Raw genomic sequence first — 18508 nt, forward strand, 5'->3', positions numbered from 1 at the left:
GAGGCCGAGCGCAGTCAGCGGCGCGCGGTGCGAGCGTGGCCGACGAGCCGACCGAGGAGCACGGTCGCCAGGAGCGCCCCGGCTCCGGCCAGAGCCCACCATGCGGCGACGCCCTGGGTCCGCACGATCGGATCGTCCTCGCGGCCGAGATCGAGCACCTGCGCCGTGGGAACCGTCCGGTCGTGGCGCACGAACACCGGGCTCTCAGGTCCACGGGCTGTCCCGTCGTCGACGAAAGCGAGCGCCTCGCTGGGACGGATGGTGCCCCACCCGGTCGCGGCGTCCTTGACGTCGAGGGTGCTGCGGGCTGCGGTCACCTCGAGGCGATAGGCCCACTGCGCGGGGCTCTCCGTCGGGTACGCCTCGGCGAGGAGCGCGGCCGCCGCGCTCACGTACGCGGTGGCGTAGCTCGTCGACGGGACACCGTCGCCTAGGAGGCAGTCGCCAGCCGCGAGATACGTCGTGAGGATGTCGGTCCCGGGAGCAGCGACGTCGATGTGCGGACCGTGGATCGCGTCCTGCGTCGCGAGGCCGTCGCTGTCGACGGACGTCACAGCGAGGACGTCGGGATAGGCCGCGGGGTAGCGAGGCGAGTCTTGCGTGTCCTGCGTGGTGTTCCGGTTGCCGGCGCTGGCGACGACGAGCGAGCCGAGGGACGCAGCATGCTCGACCGCCCGGCGCAGCGCGGTGCTGTCGACGGTGGTGCTCATCGACACGTTGATGATCTGTGCCCCGGCGTCGGCCGCTGCCCGGATCCCCGCAGCCATGCGGTCGTCGCGCGGGCCGTTACCTGCCTCGACAGCCTGCTCGTCGGTGGAGAGGTAGACGCGGACCGGGAGGATGACGGCGTCCCGGGCGAGCCCGACGACTCCTGAACCGGCGACCGGGCGAGCCGCGATCTGCCCGGCCACCGCGGTGCCGTGCGCCATGACGTCGGTCGTCGGAGCGTCGTCGGGCTCGGGCACGTCGATGAGCGAGATGCCGGGCAGGACGACGCCGGCGAGGTGCGCGTTCCCAGCGGCCACCCCGGAGTCGACGACGGCGACAGTGACCCCGCGTCCTGTCGCGACCGTCCAGGCGAGCGTGCTGTTGAGCTGCTCGAGCGCGACCGGGACCTCTGGGGAGTAGACGGTGGTCTCGGGGGTGCACGCGGCGCCAGGAAGGGCGAGCGTCGAGACACCGTGCTCGGCGACGGCCCGAGCAGCCTCCTGCGGTGCGAGAGCCGCGCCGGGGACGACGAGCCCCGCACCGGCGACCTGGAGCACGAGGAGGCCGCCGACGAGGGCGAGCCGCGTCACGGGGCGCTCGCGACCTGCGGTGTCTGGCTGGCCGCCTCGACGGTGAGCTCGGGCCCTGCGGGGAAGAGCGAGAGCCACGCCTGCGGCACCGGGACGATGTCCGCCGTCGTGTAGCCGAGCTGCGCGAGCACCTCGGTCGACGAGTCCGGCACCGCGAAGGTCGTGCCGGAGCCGTCGAGAAGCTGGACGGTCCCGCGATCCGGAACCTGGTCGCCGGTCCCGCGGACGAGCGCGCCACGGGCGGGGGCGACGACGACCTCGAGACCAGATCGGCTCGGCGCGGCGTCCTCGGGTGCGTCCGCGAGACGGCCGCTCGCAGCGGGGCTCGCCGATCCGTCGAGCGTCACGCACAGCGGCGCTCCGTCGGCCAGGGCGGGCGACGGCTCGACGGGCCAGGTCTGCGGAGCGAGCGCAGTCGTCGTCTCCAGGTCGCGGATCTCGGCGCTCGTCACCGTGATCGGGCCGGCGAGAGCAGATCCGGAGCCGAGCTGGTAGAGCTGGAAGGCCACCTCGGTGAGCGGGGCGAGCTCGTCGTCCGTCGTGACGACGTACCGCTTGGGCGTACCTCCGGTCTCGGCGACCACGAGGACGGAGCCGACGACGGCGCCGACCGTCTCGAGCGGACCGTCGAGCGGTGCCCCGGCGCCGCGCAGGGTGAGCGGCTCGAGCGCCGACCCAGGGGTGAACGTGTTGAGCCAGAGCCCGGGGACAGCGACGATCTCGGCGGACTCGAGCCCGAGCGCACGCAAGATCGCGGTCGACTGTCCGGGCGCGACGAGGTACCGGTAGGCACCGTGCAGGACGTACGTCTGCTTGCCGGAGGTGACGACGGCGCTGCTCTCGGACGCCGTGGCGCCGGCCGAGCCGGGCGTGACCTCGGTGCGGATCGCGTCGCCGTCCGCGGTGCAGGACACCCAGCCGTCGGCGACGAGGTTCTCGCGTGCGGGCAGCTCGTCCGGTGCGCCGGCGATGCCGACCTGGGCGCCGCGAGGGACCTCGGCGATCGTGTCGGCGGGGACCTCGACGACGGTGAACTCGTCCGACGGGATGAGCAGGCGGGCGCTCGTCGTGTTCGTCACCGGGTACAAGGTTCCCTCGAGGGCGACGAAGCGGGTGCCGCTGCCTTGGGTCAGGACGAGCGAGCCGTCGTCCCACCCGGTGGGCAGCCCGGGCTTGAGGAGCCCGAAGCCGAGGCTCCCGAGGACGAGAAGAACCGAGAGCGCGACTCCCGCCACGACGGCGCGCAGCGGCTTGGTGGGTTCGAGCTCGCGGCCTCCGGGCGCGCCGCTGACGAACGCGGTGAGCAGCCGGCGGCGACTGAACGCCTGGGCTTCGACGAGCTCCTTCTTCGAGGCCATGGTCGCCCGCTCAGAGGAGCCCGGCGGCGGCGACACCGAGCGGGAGGAGGAGAGCGAGGCTGAGGAGCTCGAGGGAGTCTGCCAGTCGACCGAAGGCTGCCCGTGGCCGAGGAGCGACGAGGCACGCTCCGACGACGACCGCAGCGACCACGGCGACGACGACGAGCGACGCCTCGCGCCACTGAGGGTGCGCCACCACGGCGGTCAGCGTCGTGACGGTCACCCCGACGATGCCGGTCGCCATGACGACGAGGACAGCTGCCCGGGAGAAGGTCTGCCGCACGCTGAGGAGCATCCCCGTGTAGCACAGTGCCATGAGGACGGTCCCGCTGAGCCCCAGGCCGACGACGGCGGGTGTCACGAGGAGCGCGACGAGGGCGACTGCGCCACGCAGACCGAGCTGCGTGCGGTGGCCGCGATCGTAGTCGCGACGCACAGCCTCTTCTTCGACGGGCGGCCCCATGGTCGCGACCTCTGCGTCGGACTGGGGCGAGACGACCCGCAGCGACGTGCTCGACAGGGCGAGCCACGGGATCCCGTTGCTCGCGGTGACCGCGAGAGCGATGGTGAGAGCGAGCACCTGGCCTGCGGAAGCGTCTGTCGACCCGACGACGGAGCCGGCCGCACCGAGGACGGCACCGATCGTCAGCGGCAGGACGCAGGTCTCGCGGTGCTCGGTGAGGACGACGAGCCCTGCGAGCCCGGCAGCCAGGGCCCCTGCCCCGGCAGAAGCGAGCGGCCAGCCCCAAGCACCCGCAGGCCCCGCGTCCGTGCGGGCGAGGAACCCGGCGACCATCCAGAACGCGGTGCCGCACAAGACCATCGCCTGGGCGCCGGTCGCGTGCTGCTCGCGGTGTGCGACGACAGCACCGCTGAGGAGCACGAGAGTGCCGACGATCGCCGCGACCACAGGAGAGAGGAGGTCTCCGCGTCCGCCGCCGAGCAGGAGGACGGCCCCCGCGAGGAGGAAGGCTGACGCTGCGCCGACCGCTGTCCGCGCGCTGTCCTCGTCGGTCCAGGGGGCGTAGTCCTTCTCGACCGCGTCGGCGACGGCCTCGACGACGTCGTCGTAGACGCGTGGGGCTGGGCGGCTCGCTCCTGCTTCCAGAGTGAGGACAGCGCCGTCGCTCACGCCCTGGGCGATGAGCGACACGCTCGTGCCGAGCACGGAGCCGTCCGCCCGGACGAGGTGATAGCCGCCGTAGACCGTCACCGCGTCGAGGAGCCGCAGAGCCCGGGCGAACCCGGGCACGAGCTCAGCGACGGGGATGCTCCCCGGGACCGCGACGTCGAGCCGACGATCGTCGGCCACGACGGACACCCGCACGAGCGTCCCGAGCACGGTGGGTGCTGGCGATACGTCGACCATGCGGTCCTCTCGGGAGGGGGGCGGGCAGCGAGCAGGCGGGACGGGCGCACGGAGAGCGGAGGACCGGCGACGGTGCGCGACGGGCCTCAGCATAGTGAGTGACCTGACGCCCGGTGTGGCGCACTCCCCAGCAGACGGTACCGACGCGAGCGAGCCCGGAGGAGGAGCAGGAGAGAACTCCCCATGCGGCAGATGCCCGCGAACACGGGGATCGCCTGCTTCATGGGTACCTCTACCCACGGTACGGGGGTGCGTCAGAGCAGCCTGACGCCCTAGTGTCCGAGATGTCAGCAGCATGCAGGCGCCGTGATCGTCGGCACCTGGGCACCGGCCGATCGGCAGGTGCCCCGTCTTGGCCCTCGGGCCTGTGAGCAAGGAGTCCTCGTGGCCGGTGAAGTCTCTGCGGTCGAAGGTGCGCTCGAGCAGGGTGCCCAGGCAGTCGTCCAGTCCCGGACGGAGCTCCAGAAGGAGCTCGTCGGGCTCGAGGGGAAGCTGTCCTCGATCGGTTCGTCGTGGACCGGGCAGGGAGCTGTCGCGTTCACCCAGCTCATGGCCCGCTGGCGCGACGACGCGTCGAAGATGGTCGGTGCGCTGAACGACTTCGAGGCGAACCTCCGCTCGTCCAGCACCGCGTACGACTCGGCGGACGAGACACAGTCCACCTCGATGACCCACCTCACCCAGCGCCTCGGCTGAGCGTCACCGCCCCTCTTCACCGACCAGGAAGGACTGACACGATGAGCGACCTCAAGGTCAACTTCGGAGCACTCTCCACCGCGGCAGCCGATATCCAGGGCAGCGCGACGAACCTCGAGCGGATCCTCGACGACATGGACCGGTCGTTGCAGCCGCTGCGCGCGAGCTGGGACGGCGAAGCCTCGGCTGCCTACACGACGGCCAAGGCGACGTGGTCGACGGCCATCACCGACATGAAGCTTCTCCTGGCGGACGTCGGCAGGGCCGTCGCGTCGAGCAACGACGACTACCAGGCCACCGAGCGCGCGAACGCCCAACGCTGGTAGCTCTGGCGGTCGTGCCGAGGCAAGCACGAGCGCGGGGCCTGGACGAACACGATGCGACGAGCTCGAAGGAGGGATGACCGTGGCCGCCGAGAGTGACGCTGTCACCGTCGACGAGCAGCTGCTGGCGGCGAGGATCAAGGCTGTCTCGGTGCTGATCGAGGACATCCAGACCGTGTACGCACCCCTCCACGAGATCGGCGCACGGTCGACTGTGCAGGCATGGACGGCGGTGCCCTCGTGCCAGACGTTCGCGCGCGCGTACCTCACCGCGGTCAACGCGACGGTCGACGTCCTCTACCAGGCCGAGGCGAAGGTGTCGGGTCTCGTCGAGTCGTTGCGTACGTTCGCTGACGAGATCCAGCTCGCAGACGAGGACGCCCTGAGGTCGCTGGAAAGGCTGGAGAGGCAGGCGCAGGAGCGGCTGTCTCTGCCCGGCGAGCAACCGCTCCAGCCTGCTGTGCTGGTGCTCGGACAGCCAGACGTGGTCAACTTTTTCGCACCGCTGGGGCGGTAGCCACCATGACCAGCAGCGACGGTCCTCGTCGGAGCAGCGCCCAGCGGGAGAGCCCCGAGGGACCGCGATGGTAGCCGGGCCCAACGAGCAGGAGCTCAGGCTCGTCAAGGACACGGGCATGGTCGAGCCGTGGGCCACCGATGTCACGAAGTTCACGACGGCGGCCGTCTCGCTGGAGACGATCGCAGCGTCGCTGAAGGACATCGCAGCCGACGTCGGTTGGACGGGTGCGTCCGCGATCAGCGCGAGCGAGACCTTCACGGCCCTCGGGTCCACCCTCTACGTGCACGTGGACAACATGACGCTGTTGTCGACCGTCGCGTCGGCTGCGGACGCGGCAGTCTCGACGGCGCGCGCGGGCCTCGAGGTCGTCGAAGACACGGTGGTCGTGCGCAACGCGATGCTCATCGACGGCGACCCGACGATCACCGCTGACGCTACGGCGGCGCTGCGCGAATCGAGAGCACGCACGGCGCTCTCCACCCTCGACACCACGATGGCGACAGCGACGGTCGACGCGCAGACGATCTTGGAGACGATCGAGACCCACCCGGTGGAGCCGGCACCGGCCCGCGGGCACTCGGCGGTATCGGCCCCGGACCTGACGAGGGCTCCGGTCCCGTCGGCAGACAGCGCCGGAGCCCGTGCCGGTACGGTCGGACCAGGCGCACCCGCAGGATCGGTGGGCGCCGGCGACACCGGAACGAGCGGTGGGTCAGGCGGGTTCGCAACGCCCTCGGGGTCGGGCTGGACAGGCGGATCGGGTGAGGCCAGCGGCCTCGGTGGTCCGGACGGAAACGGTGGCTCCCCAGGCGAACGGACGAGCGTCGCGGGCACTGCTGGATCTGCGGCGAGCGGCACGACAGCGGGCTGGACCTCAGTCGACGGCGAGGTCGGCGGAACGGCAGCGTCGGGTACCTCTGGAAGTGGTGGCTACGGGCCAGGTGGACCGGCCACCGGCAGCACTGCAGGGGCAGATGGGCTCGGTGGCGCAGGTGCAGGCTCCCGCGGGCGCGATCTCCTTGTCGCGGGCTCTGGACCTGGCAGCCCCGGCGTCATGAGCGGCGCAGCTGCTCAGGGCGGGGCGTTCGGCGTGGGTGGCCTAGGCGCGACGATCTCGAACGGACGGCTCGGTGTGCCGGGTGGGGGCGCGAGCTCGACCGGTCTCACGGGTTCGAGCGGTGCAGGACCAGGTGTCGCAACGGCAGCCACGGGCACGAGCGGGAGCACGAGTACGAGTACGACCGGCATGATGGCAGGCGGACCGGGTGGCGCCGGACGTGGTGGGAGGTCGTCGAGCACGAGATACCGGCCCGGCGACTACCTTGCACCGCCTCTCGACGAGGACGGGAACCCGGTGGCGAGCGCTCTCGGAGCCGGAGCGCGGGCAGGCTCGCGCCATGATGCCGTCCGTGCCCGCACCGACGGTGAACTCTGGGTAGGTTATGAAGGTCGAGTCGCACGACCTGTGATCGGCCTCGACCAGAGCGGGCGCCGTCGCTGAACGCGAGCCACAGACGACACACACGAAGGGAAGACGATGAGCAACGAAGGTCAGGCACCGAGCACGGGGGGATATCCGCCTCAGGGCGGAGCCGCCTCGCAGACGCCGACGCCCGGTTCCTACCAGCCGCTGGACGGCGGCACGCCCCAGCAGGCGCCGCAGCCAGGTCAGTACGGCCAGCCCGGCCAGTACGCCCCGCAGCCCGGCCAGCAGGCTCCGCAGCCGGGTCAGTACGGCCAGGCTGGCGCGTATGCCCCGCAGCCCGGCCAGTACGCGCAGCAGCCCGGCCAGTACCAGCAGAGTCAGCCGGCAGAGCCGCGGCCGAACCCCTTCAAGGGCATACCCGTCGCGGACTTCGTCCGGGACGGTCTCGCGGCGCTGCTCCTCCTCGTCTCCCTCGCGCTCCCGGTGACGGTAGGTCGTGGGTTCGAAGGGGTGGGCGACCGCTTCCACTACATCGTTACTCTCGTGACGCTGCTCTCGGTCGTGTCCCTCGCGTTGCCCTACCTGGCCCGGGCTAGCCTCTTCCCACAGACCTGGACAGTCCACACGACGCGGCTGGTTCGGCTGCTCGCCAACGCGCCCTACGTCCTCGTGCTGCTCGTGTACGTGATCCTTGACCTGGTCACGAGCGACGACACCCAGGGGATCGGTACGATCTTCGCGCTCGGCCTGGCCGGTGCGGTGCTCGCGGCCCAGCCGCGTCAGTGCGAGCTCGGCCCGGAGGACCTGGACCGGGGGGTCAGCGCTCTCTGGTTGAAGATCACCCTGGCGCTCGGTGCTCTCATCGCCCTCACGTATCTCCTCTCGTTGGTCTTCTTCCTCGTCGATGTCGGTGATGTCGCCGAGTTCGGTGCGATGTACGTCGTCGGCCACCTCGTCGGGTGGGCGATCGCCGTGGGGTTCAGCCTGTGGGCGGTCTTCGGCACCGCTGTCCAGAGGTCGCCGTCCTGGCGGCTCGTCCTCATCGGCCTCGCCACGATCCTCGTGTGCGTCTTCGTGTTCGGAGCGGGAGAGGACGCGTCGCTGACCAAGGTCGAGTCGATGCGCAGCATCTTCAGCCCGTTCGTCTTCCCGCTGTCGCTCGCCGAGGGGCTCGGTGCGATCTTCCTCCCCGCCGTCGCCGCTGCTGCTTCTGCACCGGCCACCGTGCGAGCGATGGCCCGCGAACCGCGTGAGCAGACCTGGATCAGCACTGCCGTCCACAGCTTCGACTACGCGATCCTCGTCGCTGGTGCGTCAGTTCTCGGCGCTATCTTGTGGTTCACCCTCGAAGACGGCGGGTTCTTCGCTCCGGAGAAGCCGACAGGGGTCCTCGTGGCGACGATCATCCTCGGGCTCCTCGCTGCTGGTGCCGCGTTCTTCGCGCGCACGCAGCTACGACGGGACCCGGCAGGCAGTCGCACCGTGGCACTCGGCGCAGCTGGTGCGGTGTTCGTCCTCGGGCTCGTCATCCTGGTCCTCGTCCCGGGCGACACCTACGGGCAGGGGCTGAGGTACGTGACGCCTGGTCACCTCGTGCTCGCGGTCGGGCTTCCCGCGATGATCGCGATCGCCCTGCTGGCGCCCAAGGAGGTTCGGGAGTACTTCCAGGCGAACCGCCCGGCCCCGCGGCCCGTGAACAGCGCTGCCTACCAGTGGAGCGCCCCCGCGGCGCAGGAGCAGGGATATCAGTATCCCGGTCAGCCACAGGCCCCTGCCCCGTATCAGGGAGCCTCACCAGCACGAGCGCCATACCAGGCCGCACCGCAGCCCTCGCCCCAGGGCGGTGGCGACCCGAACCCGCAGACGAGCGTCTGGCAGGCCAAGTCGCTCCCGACCGAGTCAGCGCCGCAACCGCCTGCTCCGGCGCCTGCCCGTGCGCCGGAGCCACCGTCGGAACCCGCGGTCGAGGCTGCTCCGGTGGCATCGCACGGCTTCACTGCTGAGCAGGCCTCCGACCCTGAGACGCCGATGGCTGTCCTGGCCGACATCGTCCAGAACGCCCCTGAGCTGCGTGCGCGCGTTGCTGCGAACCCGACCGCATACCCAGCGCTCGTCGAGTGGCTCAGCCAGCTCGGAGACCCGCAGATCGACGCTGCGATCCGCTCGCGGACGAGCTGACGTCCTCTGTGCGACGACCTGGTCGTCGCACAGAGACATCACCCAGGGGCCTGGACGCAGTTGCGTCCAGGCCCCTGCGTCGTTCCACCGCCCAATCCGTACGAGAACGGACGAATGGCCTCCGCGGCCTGCAACTCTGCGGATAGAGGTCCCCATTGGGCCTCCTACGATGGGCCACTATGGTCGCCTGTGACACCACGACGTGAGGCTGATGATGATGGAACCAACCCAGTTCACCGCTGCGCAAGCGGCCGACCCGGCAACCCCTGCAGCGCTGCTCGCAGACATCGCGACGCACCGACCTGATCTCCGTGCGGCCGTCGCGTCGAACCCGACCGCGTACCCGGACCTGCTCACGTGGCTCGCATCGTTCGGTGATCTCGCGGTGGACGCCGCGATCGCGCAGCGTCCCGTGCTGGCTCCTGGGAACGCAGGTGCGGCAGCGTACGGGGTCGCTCCGCAGCAGCCCGCAGCGCCGGGATATGGCCAGGCCCCAGCGGATCAGGGTGACGGTCAGCAGCCTGCGATCCCGACCTACGGCCAGCAGGCGACGGGGCAGGGCTACGGCCAGCAGGGCTACGGACAGGCTTACGGCCAGCAGACCTACGGGCAGCAGACATACGGTCAGCAGGCCTACGGACAGGGTGCAGCGGCAGGCGTCTGGGGTGCAGCGCCGGTGCAGACGAAGAAGTCTCGTCGTGGGCTGTGGATCGGTGCTGGTGTGGCTGGTGCGCTGCTGATCGGCAGCGGGGCCTTCGCGGCGAACGCCCTCTGGTTCTCCAAGGTCGGTGGCGCGTCGAGCCCAGAAGCAGCGGTCACCCAGCTGGTCGGTGGCATCGCGGACAAGGACCTCGTGTCCGTGTACGGCGTCATGTCGCCAGCCGAGGTGTCGCAGATCGCCACCGCGTATGACCTGTTCTCGAAGCACATGGACGACGTCGACGACGACGGAGCGCAGGAGCTCGTCGATGCCTACCTCGGTGCGATGGATCTCGAGATGGACGGTCTCGAGGTCGAGGTCGAGGAGATCGAGGACGGCCTCGCGAAGGTGACGATCACCGACGGGAGCCTGACGGTCGACGCCGACGCGGACAAGCTCGGCGATGCGGTCGTCGACACGGTCGACCTCGCGAAGGAGTCCTCGTTCTGGGACGAGCTCTCGGCCGGGACCAGCGTGCCGTCCGACGACGAGATCCGCGACCAGGTCGCGATCGCCGTAGAGGAGCTCCCGGTCACGGTGATGACCGACGACCTGGCGTTCGATCCCAGCGGGCTCTCCCTGGAGGCGCTCGATGGACTGGGAGCCGGTGACCTCGGCCTCCCAGATCCATCCTCGGCAGAGCCGATCGCCCCGTTCCTCATGGTCGTCGAGGAAGACGGTGACTGGTATGTGAGCCCCTATCTCACCGCGCTGGAGTACACGGCTGTCTCTGCGGGCACAGATCGTGGCTCGATGCCGTCCAGCGACCTCGCCGGAACCTTCGACTCGCCCGAGGACGCCGCAGCAGGGTTCGTCGACGGCCTCAAGGAGTACGCCGCGACAGGCGAGATCGACGAGTACCTCAAGGCGCTCCCGCTGGCCGATCGTCGCGCTGCGGCGCTCTACGCCTCGACCGATTCGCTCGAGAGCGGGGACCTCGAGGAGATGCAGGCGGCGCTCGAGCAGCTCGACGTCGAGGCGTCTTTCTCTCTCCGCGAGGAGGACGACGATGTCGCGTGGCTCGTCCTCGACTCGATGACCGTCTCCGGGGAGATCGAGGGAGAGTCTGGCTCGATCGAGCTGGATGCGCAGTGCTTCAGCGCGGACGCTGACGGCCAGCAGATCAAGGGCTGCCTCGAGGACGTCCCGGCGCTCGTCGAGCTCGGGATCGGCGACCTCTCGCTCGTCGCGGTCGAGGAGGACGGCAGCTGGTACATCAGCGGGCTCGGTACGGTCGGGGACTCCGCAGGGATCCTCACCTCCAACGTGCTCCGGCTCTACGACGAGGGCAAGCTGCTCGACGAGCAGTGGTGGGCGGAGAACCTCGGCGTGATCGGCGACGAGATCTTCTAGCGCGACGAGACCGTCGAGCAGGAGGAGGGCGGAGTCGAGCGGGGCCTGGCACAGGTGTCAGGCCCCGCTCGGCTCCGCCCTGTGGACTTTCACCCAGCGCGCGGGCCGCAGGGGAGTACAGTGTTTTGGGTGCAAAGCGTCCCGCAGGTCAGCCTGCTCCTTCTGTGCCGCGACGAGGCCTCGTAGGCCGGTCTCTCGTCGCGGTGGTTGGTGTGCCGGCAGCTCAGAAGGACCGCCCACCCGACCCGCACAGCCGAAGGACCAGCCTCATGAACGCGCACAGCGCCCCGCAGCAGCCGTCGACGATGCCGACGCGCAAGTATCAGCCCTACGGCGAGCAGTTCGCCGTCAACCTGCCTGACCGCACGTGGCCCGACAAGGTCATCACCGTCGCGCCGCGCTGGTGTGCAGTCGACCTTCGTGACGGTAACCAGGCGCTCATCGAGCCGATGAACCCCGAGCGCAAGCTGAGGATGTTCGAGCTGCTCGTCTCCATGGGATACAAGGAGATCGAGGTGGGTTTCCCGTCCGCCTCGCAGACGGACTTCGACTTCGTCCGCATGCTCATCGAGAAGGACCTCATCCCGGACGACGTGATCATCCAGGTCCTCACGCAGGCTCGTGAGCACCTCATCGCGCGTACGTACGACTCGATCCGCGGCGCCAAGCAGGCGATCGTCCACCTGTACAACTCGACCTCGACACTTCAGCGCGAGGTCGTCTTCCGCACCGACGAGGACGGGGTCGTCGACCTCGCCCTGGAAGGTGCGAAGCTCTGCCGCAAGTTCGAGGAGACCGTCCCTGAGACGGCCGTCTTCTACGAGTACTCGCCTGAGTCCTACACGGGCACCGACCTCGAGTTCGCGGTCAGGGTGTGCAACGAGGTCCTCGAGGTGCTCGAGCCCACGCCCGAGCGCAAGGTCATCATCAACCTGCCTGCGACCGTCGAGATGGCGACGCCGAACATCTACGCCGACTCGATCGAGTGGATGGACCGTCACCTGGCGCACCGGGAGAACGTCATCATCTCGCTGCACCCGCACAACGACCGGGGGACCGCTGTCGCGGCCGCGGAGCTGGGGTACCAGGCTGGCGCGGACCGTATCGAGGGCTGCCTGTTCGGCAACGGCGAGCGCACAGGCAACGTCGACCTGGTGACCCTCGGCATGAACATGTTCAGCCAGGGGGTCGATCCGCAGATCGACTTCTCTGACATCGATCACGTACGCCGCACGGTCGAGCACTGCAACCAGCTCTCGGTCCACGAGCGCCACCCGTATGCCGGAGACCTCGTCTTCACCGCCTTCTCAGGGTCGCACCAGGACGCGATCAAGAAGGGGCTCGACGCGATGGACGCGCGTGCGGCTGCCGCTGGGACCAGCGTCGACGAGCTCGTCTGGGGCGTCCCGTACCTGCCGATCGACCCGCGTGACGTCGGCCGGAGCTACGAAGCGGTGATCCGGGTCAACTCGCAGTCCGGCAAGGGCGGCATCTCTTACCTGCTCAAGACCGAGCGCCACCTCGATCTCCCGCGCCGGCTCCAGATCGAGTTCTCGCGCGTGGTCCAGAGCGTCACAGACGCGGACGGGCGCGAGGTCACGGGCGAGGACATCTGGCAGATCTTCGCGGACGAGTACCTCCCGGCGACGGTCGACGGAGCTCTCGAGCCGTGGGGGCGTCTGTCCCTGCACGGCACCCGTGCGTCGAGCGTCGAGGGTGGGTCGGACACGCTCTCTGTCGACCTCGTCGACGGTGGTGTTCCGGTCACGCTCGAGGGTGTCGGCAACGGTCCGATCGCTGCCTTCGTCGATGCGGTCGCACAGGTCGGCGTCGAGGTGAGCGTCCTCGACTACGCCGAGCACGCGCTCTCTGAGGGCGGGGACGCGAGCGCTGCCGCCTACGTCGAGTGTGCAGTCGGCGAGGAGGTGCTGTGGGGAGTCGGTATCGACCCGTCGATCATCACGGCGTCGCTCAAGGCGATCATCTCCGCAGTCAACCGCCAGGGACGTTCTACCGACTGACCGTGCAGGTCCCCAGGATGTGAAGAGAGCAGGCTCGTGCCGGAGGACGTCGGCTCGAGCCTGTTCTGTGCGTGCCTGCCGGATGGCGGACAATGGTGTCGTGGTCCTCTACCGAGACGAAGCCGTCGTGCTCCGTGCCCAGAAGCTGGGGGAGGCGGACCGGATCATCACTCTCCTCACGCGCGAGCACGGCAAGGTCCGCGCGGTGGCCAAAGGTGTGCGCCGGACGTCCTCCCGTTTCGGTGCGCGCCTGGAACCGTTCATGTTCGTCGAGATCCAGCTCCATGAGGGCCGGAGCCTCGACATCGTCACGCAGGTGGAGACGATCGGTGCGTACGCACGGTCGATCTGCGAGGACTACGGGTTCTACACCGCAGGCGCAGCGATGCTCGAGACGGCAGACCGTCTCGTCGAGGCCGAGAAGGAACCGAGCGTCCAGCAGTTCTGGCTGCTCGCGGGCGCGGTGCGTGCGCTCGCCGAGGGGGCGCACGCACCGGGTCTCGTGCTCGACTCCTATCTCTTGCGTGCTCTTGCGGTCGCCGGGTGGTCTCCGACGTTCACGTCGTGCGCGAGATGCGGCGAGCCTGGGCCGCACCGGGCCTTCTCGGTGGCGCAGGGCGGGACGGTGTGTGCCCGGTGCCGGCCTCCCGGCGCGACGGCCCCGGCGCCCGAGACGATCACGCTCCTCGCTGCGCTGCTCAGCGGCGAGTGGTCTGTCGCAGACGCGTCGGACGAGCGGTGCCGACGCGAGGCCAACGGCCTCGTGGCGGCCTACAGCCAGTACCACCTGGAGAGGACCTTGCGCTCGTTGCGCATGGTCGACAGGGCACCCCGAACCGTGGACGAGAGGAACGTCGCTGATGGCTCGCGATCATAAGGAGCTGTATTCACGGACGCGTCAGGGCCCGCCGGTCCCGCCGCCTCCGCACCCGTCTGGAGCGGTCGTCCCGGCGATCCCGCTCGAGTTCGTCCCCAAGCACGTCGCCATCGTCATGGACGGCAACGGGCGGTGGGCGAACGCGCGCGGTCTGCCGCGCACCGAGGGCCACCGGGCGGGGGAGGCCGCGCTGCTCGACGTCCTCGCGGGCGCGATCGAGATCGGTGTCAAGCACGTCTCGGCCTACGCCTTCTCGACGGAGAACTGGAAGCGCTCACCGGAAGAGGTGCGCTTCCTCATGAAGTTCAACCGCGAGGTGATCCGGCGTCAGCGCGAGTCGATGGATGCGTGGGGGGTGCGGATCCGGTGGTCCGGGCGTCGTCCCAAGCTGTGGCGATCGGTGATCAAGGAGCTCGAGGCTGCAGAGGAGATGACGGCAGCCAACGACACGTGCACGTTGACGATGTGCGTCAACTACGGAGGACGTGCCGAGATCGCGGACGCGGCGAAGTCGATCGCCCGCGAGGTCGCTGCGGGCCGGCTCAACCCGGAGAAGGTCGACGAGAAGACCGTGGCGCGCTTCCTCGACGAGCCGGATCTCCCGGACGTGGACCTGTTCATCCGGTCGTCGGGCGAGCAGCGTACGTCGAACTTCATGCTGTGGCAGTCGGCCTACGCCGAGCTCGTCTTTCTTCCGGAACCTTGGCCGGAGGTCGACCGGCGCAGCCTGTGGCGGGCGGTCGAGGAGTATGCGAGCAGGGACCGTCGCTACGGCGGCGCGGTCGAGAGCGCTGAGAGCAGCGACGCCCGCTAGGGCGCGTACGGCGCGGGGCCCTCGGCGCTGCGGGCTCGGGCGGCGCGCCGACGGGAGCGTACGACGAGGGCCCCGGAGCCGAGGAGCAGCGCCGTGAGCACCGCGATCCCCCACGGGGACCCGGCTGCGGCCGCCAGCGCGGCCTCCCACGCGGCCCAGCCGACCGTCGCGTAGATGGTCGCGTGGATCGTGCAGCCGAGGAGCATGGCAGGCAGGTAGCGGCGGAACGGCATCGAGGTGAGCCCGGCGGCGCCGTTGACGATCGTCTTGAAGCCGATCGTGAAGAAGCTCAGCGGGACCGCGAGGACGCCCCACCGGTTGATCGCCGCGATCCCGCGCGCGGCAGAGGGGCCCTGGGCCCATGCGCGGGCGCGGGCGAGCAGCCGGTGCGGGTGCTCCGGCGGTGCGACGGCTCGTGCGGCGACGAGGCGTGCCAGCCAGTAGGTGGCTTGGGTCCGTACGGCCGCGATGCAGAAGAAGAAGGTGAAGATCGCGACGAAGGGGGCACCGTCCAGGTCGGGCACGTGCGCTACTGCTGCGTAGCCATGCAGTCGGTGCACGTGCCGAAGAGCTCGATCGTGTGCTCGATGTCGCTGAAGCCGTGCTGGGCCCCGACGAAGGCCGCCCACGTCTCGACGGTGGGGCCGTCGATCTCTACCGTGGCGCCGCACGCCCGGCACACGAGGTGGTGGTGGTGCTCGGTGCGCGCACAGCGACGGTAGAGGTTCTCGCCGTCGATGGTCTGGAGGATGTCGACCTCGCCGGCGTCTGCGAGATTCTGGAGCGTCCGGTAGACGGTCGCGAGGCCGGTGCTCTCGCCGCGGGACCGCAAGAGCTCGTGGAGCTGTTGTGCGCTGCGGAAGTCAGGGACGGACTGGAGGAGGTCGGTGATCGCTGTGCGCTGCTTCGTCATTCGCTGCACTGGGTGGCTCCTTCGGAGAGCGCGACGTCGTCCAGCATGTCCGGGTGCGGGTCGCGCGAGTCTTCACGCCGCCGGACGACGAGCGGGCGGACCGCAGCGACGACGAGATAGCAGGCGAGAGAGAGGATGACGATCGTCGCGCCCGGGGACTGCGGCAGCCAGTAGGTGATGGACAGGCCGACGAGGCACACGGACACGCCGGTCGCTACGGCGACGGCCATGGTACGCCGGAACGACGTGGTGACGAGCTGCGCGATCGCGACCGGGACGATCATCAGCGCGCTGACGAGCAGGAGGCCGACGACGCGCATCGAGACGGTCACCGTGAGCGCCGCGACCACGGCGATCGCGATGTTGAGGACGCGTACCGGCAGACCGGAGGCGCGGGCGAACTCTTCGTCGTGCGAGACGGCGAAGAGGGCGGCTCGCAGGCCGACCCCGACCACGAGGATGACGACGCCGAGCGCGACCGTCAGGACGAGGTCGCTGCGCGTCACCGTCGAGATCGATCCGAAGAGGTAGCCCATGAGGTTGGCGTTCGTCCCGCCGGCGAGACCGATGAGCAGCACACCGCCGGCGATGCCGCCGTAGAACAGGAGCGCGAGCGCCACGTCGCCGCTGGTGCGTCCCTTCTCACGGACGATCTCGATGGTCACCGCGCCGATGGTGGCGGCGATGATCGCACCGGGGACGGCAAGGGCATCGTTCTCGACGAGTCCCATGGCGGAGCCGGCGAGCCATCCCAGGGCGACCCCGGTGAGCGCGACGTGGCCGATGCCGTCTCCGAGGAGCGAGAGCCGGCGCTGGACCAGATAGGTGCCGATCACCGGTGCTGTGAGCCCGACGACGAGCGCGGCCATGAGGGAGCGCTGCATGAGCGGGTCGGTGAGCATCGCGATGATCTCGCTGGCGACGTTGTTCATGATCCGAAACCTGCGTCCTGGATGAGGGACACCGGGGTCTGGGCGGTGCTCGAGGCGGGGTGGAGGTGCTGGTGACCGGCGGCGGCGTGCTCGGGCGCGGGAGGCAGGGGAGCCCCGTCGTGGACCTTGCGTCCGTGGCGCAGGACGACGGTCCTCGTGATGAGCGGCGCGAGGGCTCCGAGCTCGTGGAGCACCACGAGGACGGTCGTGCCGTGGGCTGCGAGGTTCGAGAGCGTCTCGGCGAAGTTCTCTTGGCTGGGCTGGTCTACCCCGGCGACGGGCTCGTCGAGGAGGAGGAGCCGCGGCTCGCGCACGAGGGCGCGAGCGATGAGGACGCGTTGCTGCTGACCGCCGGAGAGCTCGTTGACGGACCGGTCGGCGAGGTCTGCGAGCCCGACCTGGTCGAGGGCGTCCAGGGTGCGGGCCGATGCGTTGCGCGGGGTGCGGATCTTCAGGCCGTAGAGCAGCCCTGACGCGACGACCTCGGCGGCTGTCGAGGGGACCCCGGTGCCCGCGCTCACGCGCTGGGGCACGTAGCCGATGTTCTTCCAGGGCACCTGGCGGCCCAGCGGCTTGCCGTAGAGGGTGACGGTTCCTTCGGTGCTCGGCAGGATCCCGACGAGGGTGCGGACGAGCGTCGACTTGCCCGACCCGTTCGCCCCGAGGAGGGCGACGATCTCTCCGTCGTGGACGGAGAGATCGATGCCGCGCAGGATGTGGCTGGTCCCGAGCGTGACGTGGATGCCGACGGCTTCGACGACGGTCTCACCGGTGGGGCTCTGCACGGTCGTCGTCATGCGCATCCTTGTCCGGTGCGCAGCGTCGCGAGGTTGGTGAGCATGACAGAACGGTAGTCCGAGCCGGCGTCGCTGAGGCTCTCGAGCGGGTCGAGGACAGCGGTCGCCACCCCGACGTCGGCGGCGAGCGTGTCGGTGACCTTCGAGCTGAGGAGCCGTTCGAGGTAGATCGTGCTCACCCCGTTGTCCTCGATGATGGTGGAGACCTCGCGCAGGCGGGCGGGCGAGGGCTCGGTGTCGGGGTCGATCCCGGCGATGCCCACGAGGTCGAAGCCGTACCGCTCGGCGAAGTAGCCGAAGGCTTCGTGGGACGTGACGATCACGCGGTCGGTGCACTCGGCGAGACCGGTCGTCAGCTGTGCGTCGAGGTCGGTCAGCGACGCGACGAGGGCGTCTGCTCGTTCGGCGTAGGCGTCGGCGTTCGCCGGGTCGACGGCGGCGAGCTCGGCTTCGACGTCGACCGCGACGGCCGCCAGACGTAGGGGGTCGAGCCAGAAGTGCGGGTCGAGGCCGGCGTCGGTGTCCTCGCCGTGCTGCTCGAGGTCGGCGGACGCGGCGGCGTCGACGACGTGCTCGGGCTGACGGGCCTCGATCGCGTCGTCGACGGCTGGCTGGAAGCCGGAGAGGTAGACGACGAGGCCTGCGTCGCCGACGGAGCGAGCGTGGGCGGGGGACAGCTCGAGGTCGTGGGGCTCGGCGCCTGTCGGGGTGAGCGAGGAGACGGTCACGAGGTCGCCCCCGATCTGCTCGGCGACGTACTGGAGGGGGTAGAAGGACGCGAGGACCTGGGTCGTGTCGTCGGTGCTCGTGGCGTCTGCGCACCCGGTGAGGGCGGTGCCGAGGACGAGGGTGGCGACGGCGAGGGCAGAGCCACGTCGAGCAGGAATGCTAACGAACATGAGCATCATTCTCAGTTTTGCTGGGTCTCGTGTC

Annotated in this window: 17 protein-coding genes; 9 read left to right on the plus strand and 8 right to left on the minus strand. The window is 69.9% G+C overall.

Annotated elements, in window-relative coordinates; translation table 11 throughout:
• Positions 1–14: 14 nt before the first annotated feature.
• From ATL42_RS03185 to eccD, 3 genes are read right to left on the minus strand one after another with little or no spacing between them, the layout of a single operon-like run.
• The gene (locus tag ATL42_RS03185) at positions 15–1298 is read right to left on the minus strand and encodes a S8 family serine peptidase (protein WP_169925326.1); all 1284 of its coding nucleotides are present in this window, start codon (positions 1296–1298) and stop codon (positions 15–17) included.
• Complete coding sequence (eccB, locus tag ATL42_RS03190) at positions 1295–2656, minus strand: type VII secretion protein EccB (protein ID WP_143556683.1); 1362 nt, start codon at positions 2654–2656, stop codon at positions 1295–1297. The genes ATL42_RS03185 and eccB overlap by 4 nt, the downstream gene beginning before the upstream one ends.
• 10 nt (positions 2657–2666) lie before the next feature.
• On the minus strand, positions 2667–4025 hold the full coding sequence (gene eccD, locus ATL42_RS03195) for a type VII secretion integral membrane protein EccD (protein WP_098454117.1): 1359 nt from the start codon (positions 4023–4025) through the stop codon (positions 2667–2669).
• A 384-nt stretch (positions 4026–4409) separates the two neighbouring features.
• On the opposite strand from eccD, the gene ATL42_RS03200 reads away from it, so the two are divergent.
• From ATL42_RS03200 to ATL42_RS03240, 9 genes are all read left to right on the plus strand, one after another.
• The gene (locus ATL42_RS03200) at positions 4410–4721 is read left to right on the plus strand and encodes a WXG100 family type VII secretion target (RefSeq protein ID WP_098454118.1); all 312 of its coding nucleotides are present in this window, start codon (positions 4410–4412) and stop codon (positions 4719–4721) included.
• 41 nt (positions 4722–4762) lie between these two features.
• Positions 4763–5047, plus strand: coding sequence for a WXG100 family type VII secretion target (locus ATL42_RS03205; RefSeq protein WP_098454119.1), 285 nt, complete (start codon positions 4763–4765; stop codon positions 5045–5047).
• A gap of 79 nt (positions 5048–5126) precedes the next feature.
• Positions 5127–5561: a hypothetical protein gene (locus ATL42_RS03210; protein ID WP_143556684.1), complete on the plus strand. Its 435-nt coding sequence runs from the start codon at positions 5127–5129 to the stop codon at positions 5559–5561.
• A 67-nt stretch (positions 5562–5628) separates the two neighbouring features.
• Complete coding sequence (locus tag ATL42_RS03215; RefSeq protein WP_098454121.1) at positions 5629–7065, plus strand: hypothetical protein; 1437 nt, start codon at positions 5629–5631, stop codon at positions 7063–7065.
• 36 nt (positions 7066–7101) lie between these two features.
• Positions 7102–9168 carry a DUF7937 domain-containing protein gene (locus ATL42_RS16135; protein ID WP_143556685.1) on the plus strand — a complete coding sequence of 689 codons (2067 nt, stop codon included), beginning with the start codon at positions 7102–7104 and terminating at the stop codon, positions 9166–9168.
• 217 nt (positions 9169–9385) lie between these two features.
• Positions 9386–11221 carry a variant leucine-rich repeat-containing protein gene (locus ATL42_RS03225; RefSeq protein ID WP_143556686.1) on the plus strand — a complete coding sequence of 612 codons (1836 nt, stop codon included), beginning with the start codon at positions 9386–9388 and terminating at the stop codon, positions 11219–11221.
• A gap of 269 nt (positions 11222–11490) precedes the next feature.
• On the plus strand, positions 11491–13242 hold the full coding sequence (gene leuA / locus ATL42_RS03230; protein ID WP_098454123.1) for a 2-isopropylmalate synthase: 1752 nt from the start codon (positions 11491–11493) through the stop codon (positions 13240–13242).
• 100 nt (positions 13243–13342) lie between these two features.
• Positions 13343–14119 carry a DNA repair protein RecO gene (recO, locus tag ATL42_RS03235; protein ID WP_098456288.1) on the plus strand — a complete coding sequence of 259 codons (777 nt, stop codon included), beginning with the start codon at positions 13343–13345 and terminating at the stop codon, positions 14117–14119.
• Positions 14103–14933, plus strand: coding sequence for an isoprenyl transferase (locus tag ATL42_RS03240; RefSeq protein WP_098454124.1), 831 nt, complete (start codon positions 14103–14105; stop codon positions 14931–14933). Before recO ends, ATL42_RS03240 begins: the two co-directional genes overlap by 17 nt.
• Here the strand turns inward: ATL42_RS03240 and ATL42_RS03245 are convergent.
• From ATL42_RS03245 to ATL42_RS03265, 5 genes are read right to left on the minus strand one after another with little or no spacing between them, the layout of a single operon-like run.
• Positions 14930–15457, minus strand: coding sequence for an SNARE-associated domain-containing protein (locus ATL42_RS03245; protein WP_098454125.1), 528 nt, complete (start codon positions 15455–15457; stop codon positions 14930–14932). The genes ATL42_RS03240 and ATL42_RS03245 overlap by 4 nt on opposite strands.
• A 5-nt stretch (positions 15458–15462) precedes the next feature.
• Positions 15463–15846 (minus strand): Fur family transcriptional regulator, encoded by a 384-nt coding sequence (locus ATL42_RS03250; RefSeq protein ID WP_098454126.1) that lies wholly within the window; start codon positions 15844–15846, stop codon positions 15463–15465.
• On the minus strand, positions 15843–16778 hold the full coding sequence (locus tag ATL42_RS03255) for a metal ABC transporter permease (RefSeq protein ID WP_098454127.1): 936 nt from the start codon (positions 16776–16778) through the stop codon (positions 15843–15845). The genes ATL42_RS03250 and ATL42_RS03255 overlap by 4 nt, the downstream gene beginning before the upstream one ends.
• Positions 16775–17575 carry a metal ABC transporter ATP-binding protein gene (locus ATL42_RS03260; protein WP_098454128.1) on the minus strand — a complete coding sequence of 267 codons (801 nt, stop codon included), beginning with the start codon at positions 17573–17575 and terminating at the stop codon, positions 16775–16777. The genes ATL42_RS03255 and ATL42_RS03260 overlap by 4 nt, the downstream gene beginning before the upstream one ends.
• Positions 17572–18474 carry a metal ABC transporter substrate-binding protein gene (locus ATL42_RS03265; RefSeq protein ID WP_098456289.1) on the minus strand — a complete coding sequence of 301 codons (903 nt, stop codon included), beginning with the start codon at positions 18472–18474 and terminating at the stop codon, positions 17572–17574. The genes ATL42_RS03260 and ATL42_RS03265 overlap by 4 nt, the downstream gene beginning before the upstream one ends.
• Between the last annotated feature and the right edge of the window lie 34 nt (positions 18475–18508).

The sequence above is a fragment of the Sanguibacter antarcticus genome, from assembly GCF_002564005.1.
Classification (GTDB): domain Bacteria; phylum Actinomycetota; class Actinomycetes; order Actinomycetales; family Cellulomonadaceae; genus Sanguibacter; species Sanguibacter antarcticus.

Coding starts and splice junctions, on each gene's coding strand:
- eccB (WP_143556683.1), bottom strand. CDS start 2,656: ATGGCCTCGAAGAAGGAGCTCGTCGAAGCCCAGGCGTTCAGTCGCCGC.
- eccD (WP_098454117.1), bottom strand. CDS start 4,025: ATGGTCGACGTATCGCCAGCACCCACCGTGCTCGGGACGCTCGTGCGG.
- ATL42_RS03205 (WP_098454119.1), top strand. CDS start 4,763: ATGAGCGACCTCAAGGTCAACTTCGGAGCACTCTCCACCGCGGCAGCC.
- ATL42_RS03215 (WP_098454121.1), top strand. CDS start 5,629: ATGGTAGCCGGGCCCAACGAGCAGGAGCTCAGGCTCGTCAAGGACACG.
- ATL42_RS16135 (WP_143556685.1), top strand. CDS start 7,102: ATGAGCAACGAAGGTCAGGCACCGAGCACGGGGGGATATCCGCCTCAG.
- ATL42_RS03225 (WP_143556686.1), top strand. CDS start 9,386: ATGGAACCAACCCAGTTCACCGCTGCGCAAGCGGCCGACCCGGCAACC.
- leuA (WP_098454123.1), top strand. CDS start 11,491: ATGAACGCGCACAGCGCCCCGCAGCAGCCGTCGACGATGCCGACGCGC.
- ATL42_RS03240 (WP_098454124.1), top strand. CDS start 14,103: ATGGCTCGCGATCATAAGGAGCTGTATTCACGGACGCGTCAGGGCCCG.
- ATL42_RS03250 (WP_098454126.1), bottom strand. CDS start 15,846: ATGACGAAGCAGCGCACAGCGATCACCGACCTCCTCCAGTCCGTCCCT.
- ATL42_RS03255 (WP_098454127.1), bottom strand. CDS start 16,778: ATGAACAACGTCGCCAGCGAGATCATCGCGATGCTCACCGACCCGCTC.
- ATL42_RS03260 (WP_098454128.1), bottom strand. CDS start 17,575: ATGACGACGACCGTGCAGAGCCCCACCGGTGAGACCGTCGTCGAAGCC.
- ATL42_RS03265 (WP_098456289.1), bottom strand. CDS start 18,474: ATGTTCGTTAGCATTCCTGCTCGACGTGGCTCTGCCCTCGCCGTCGCC.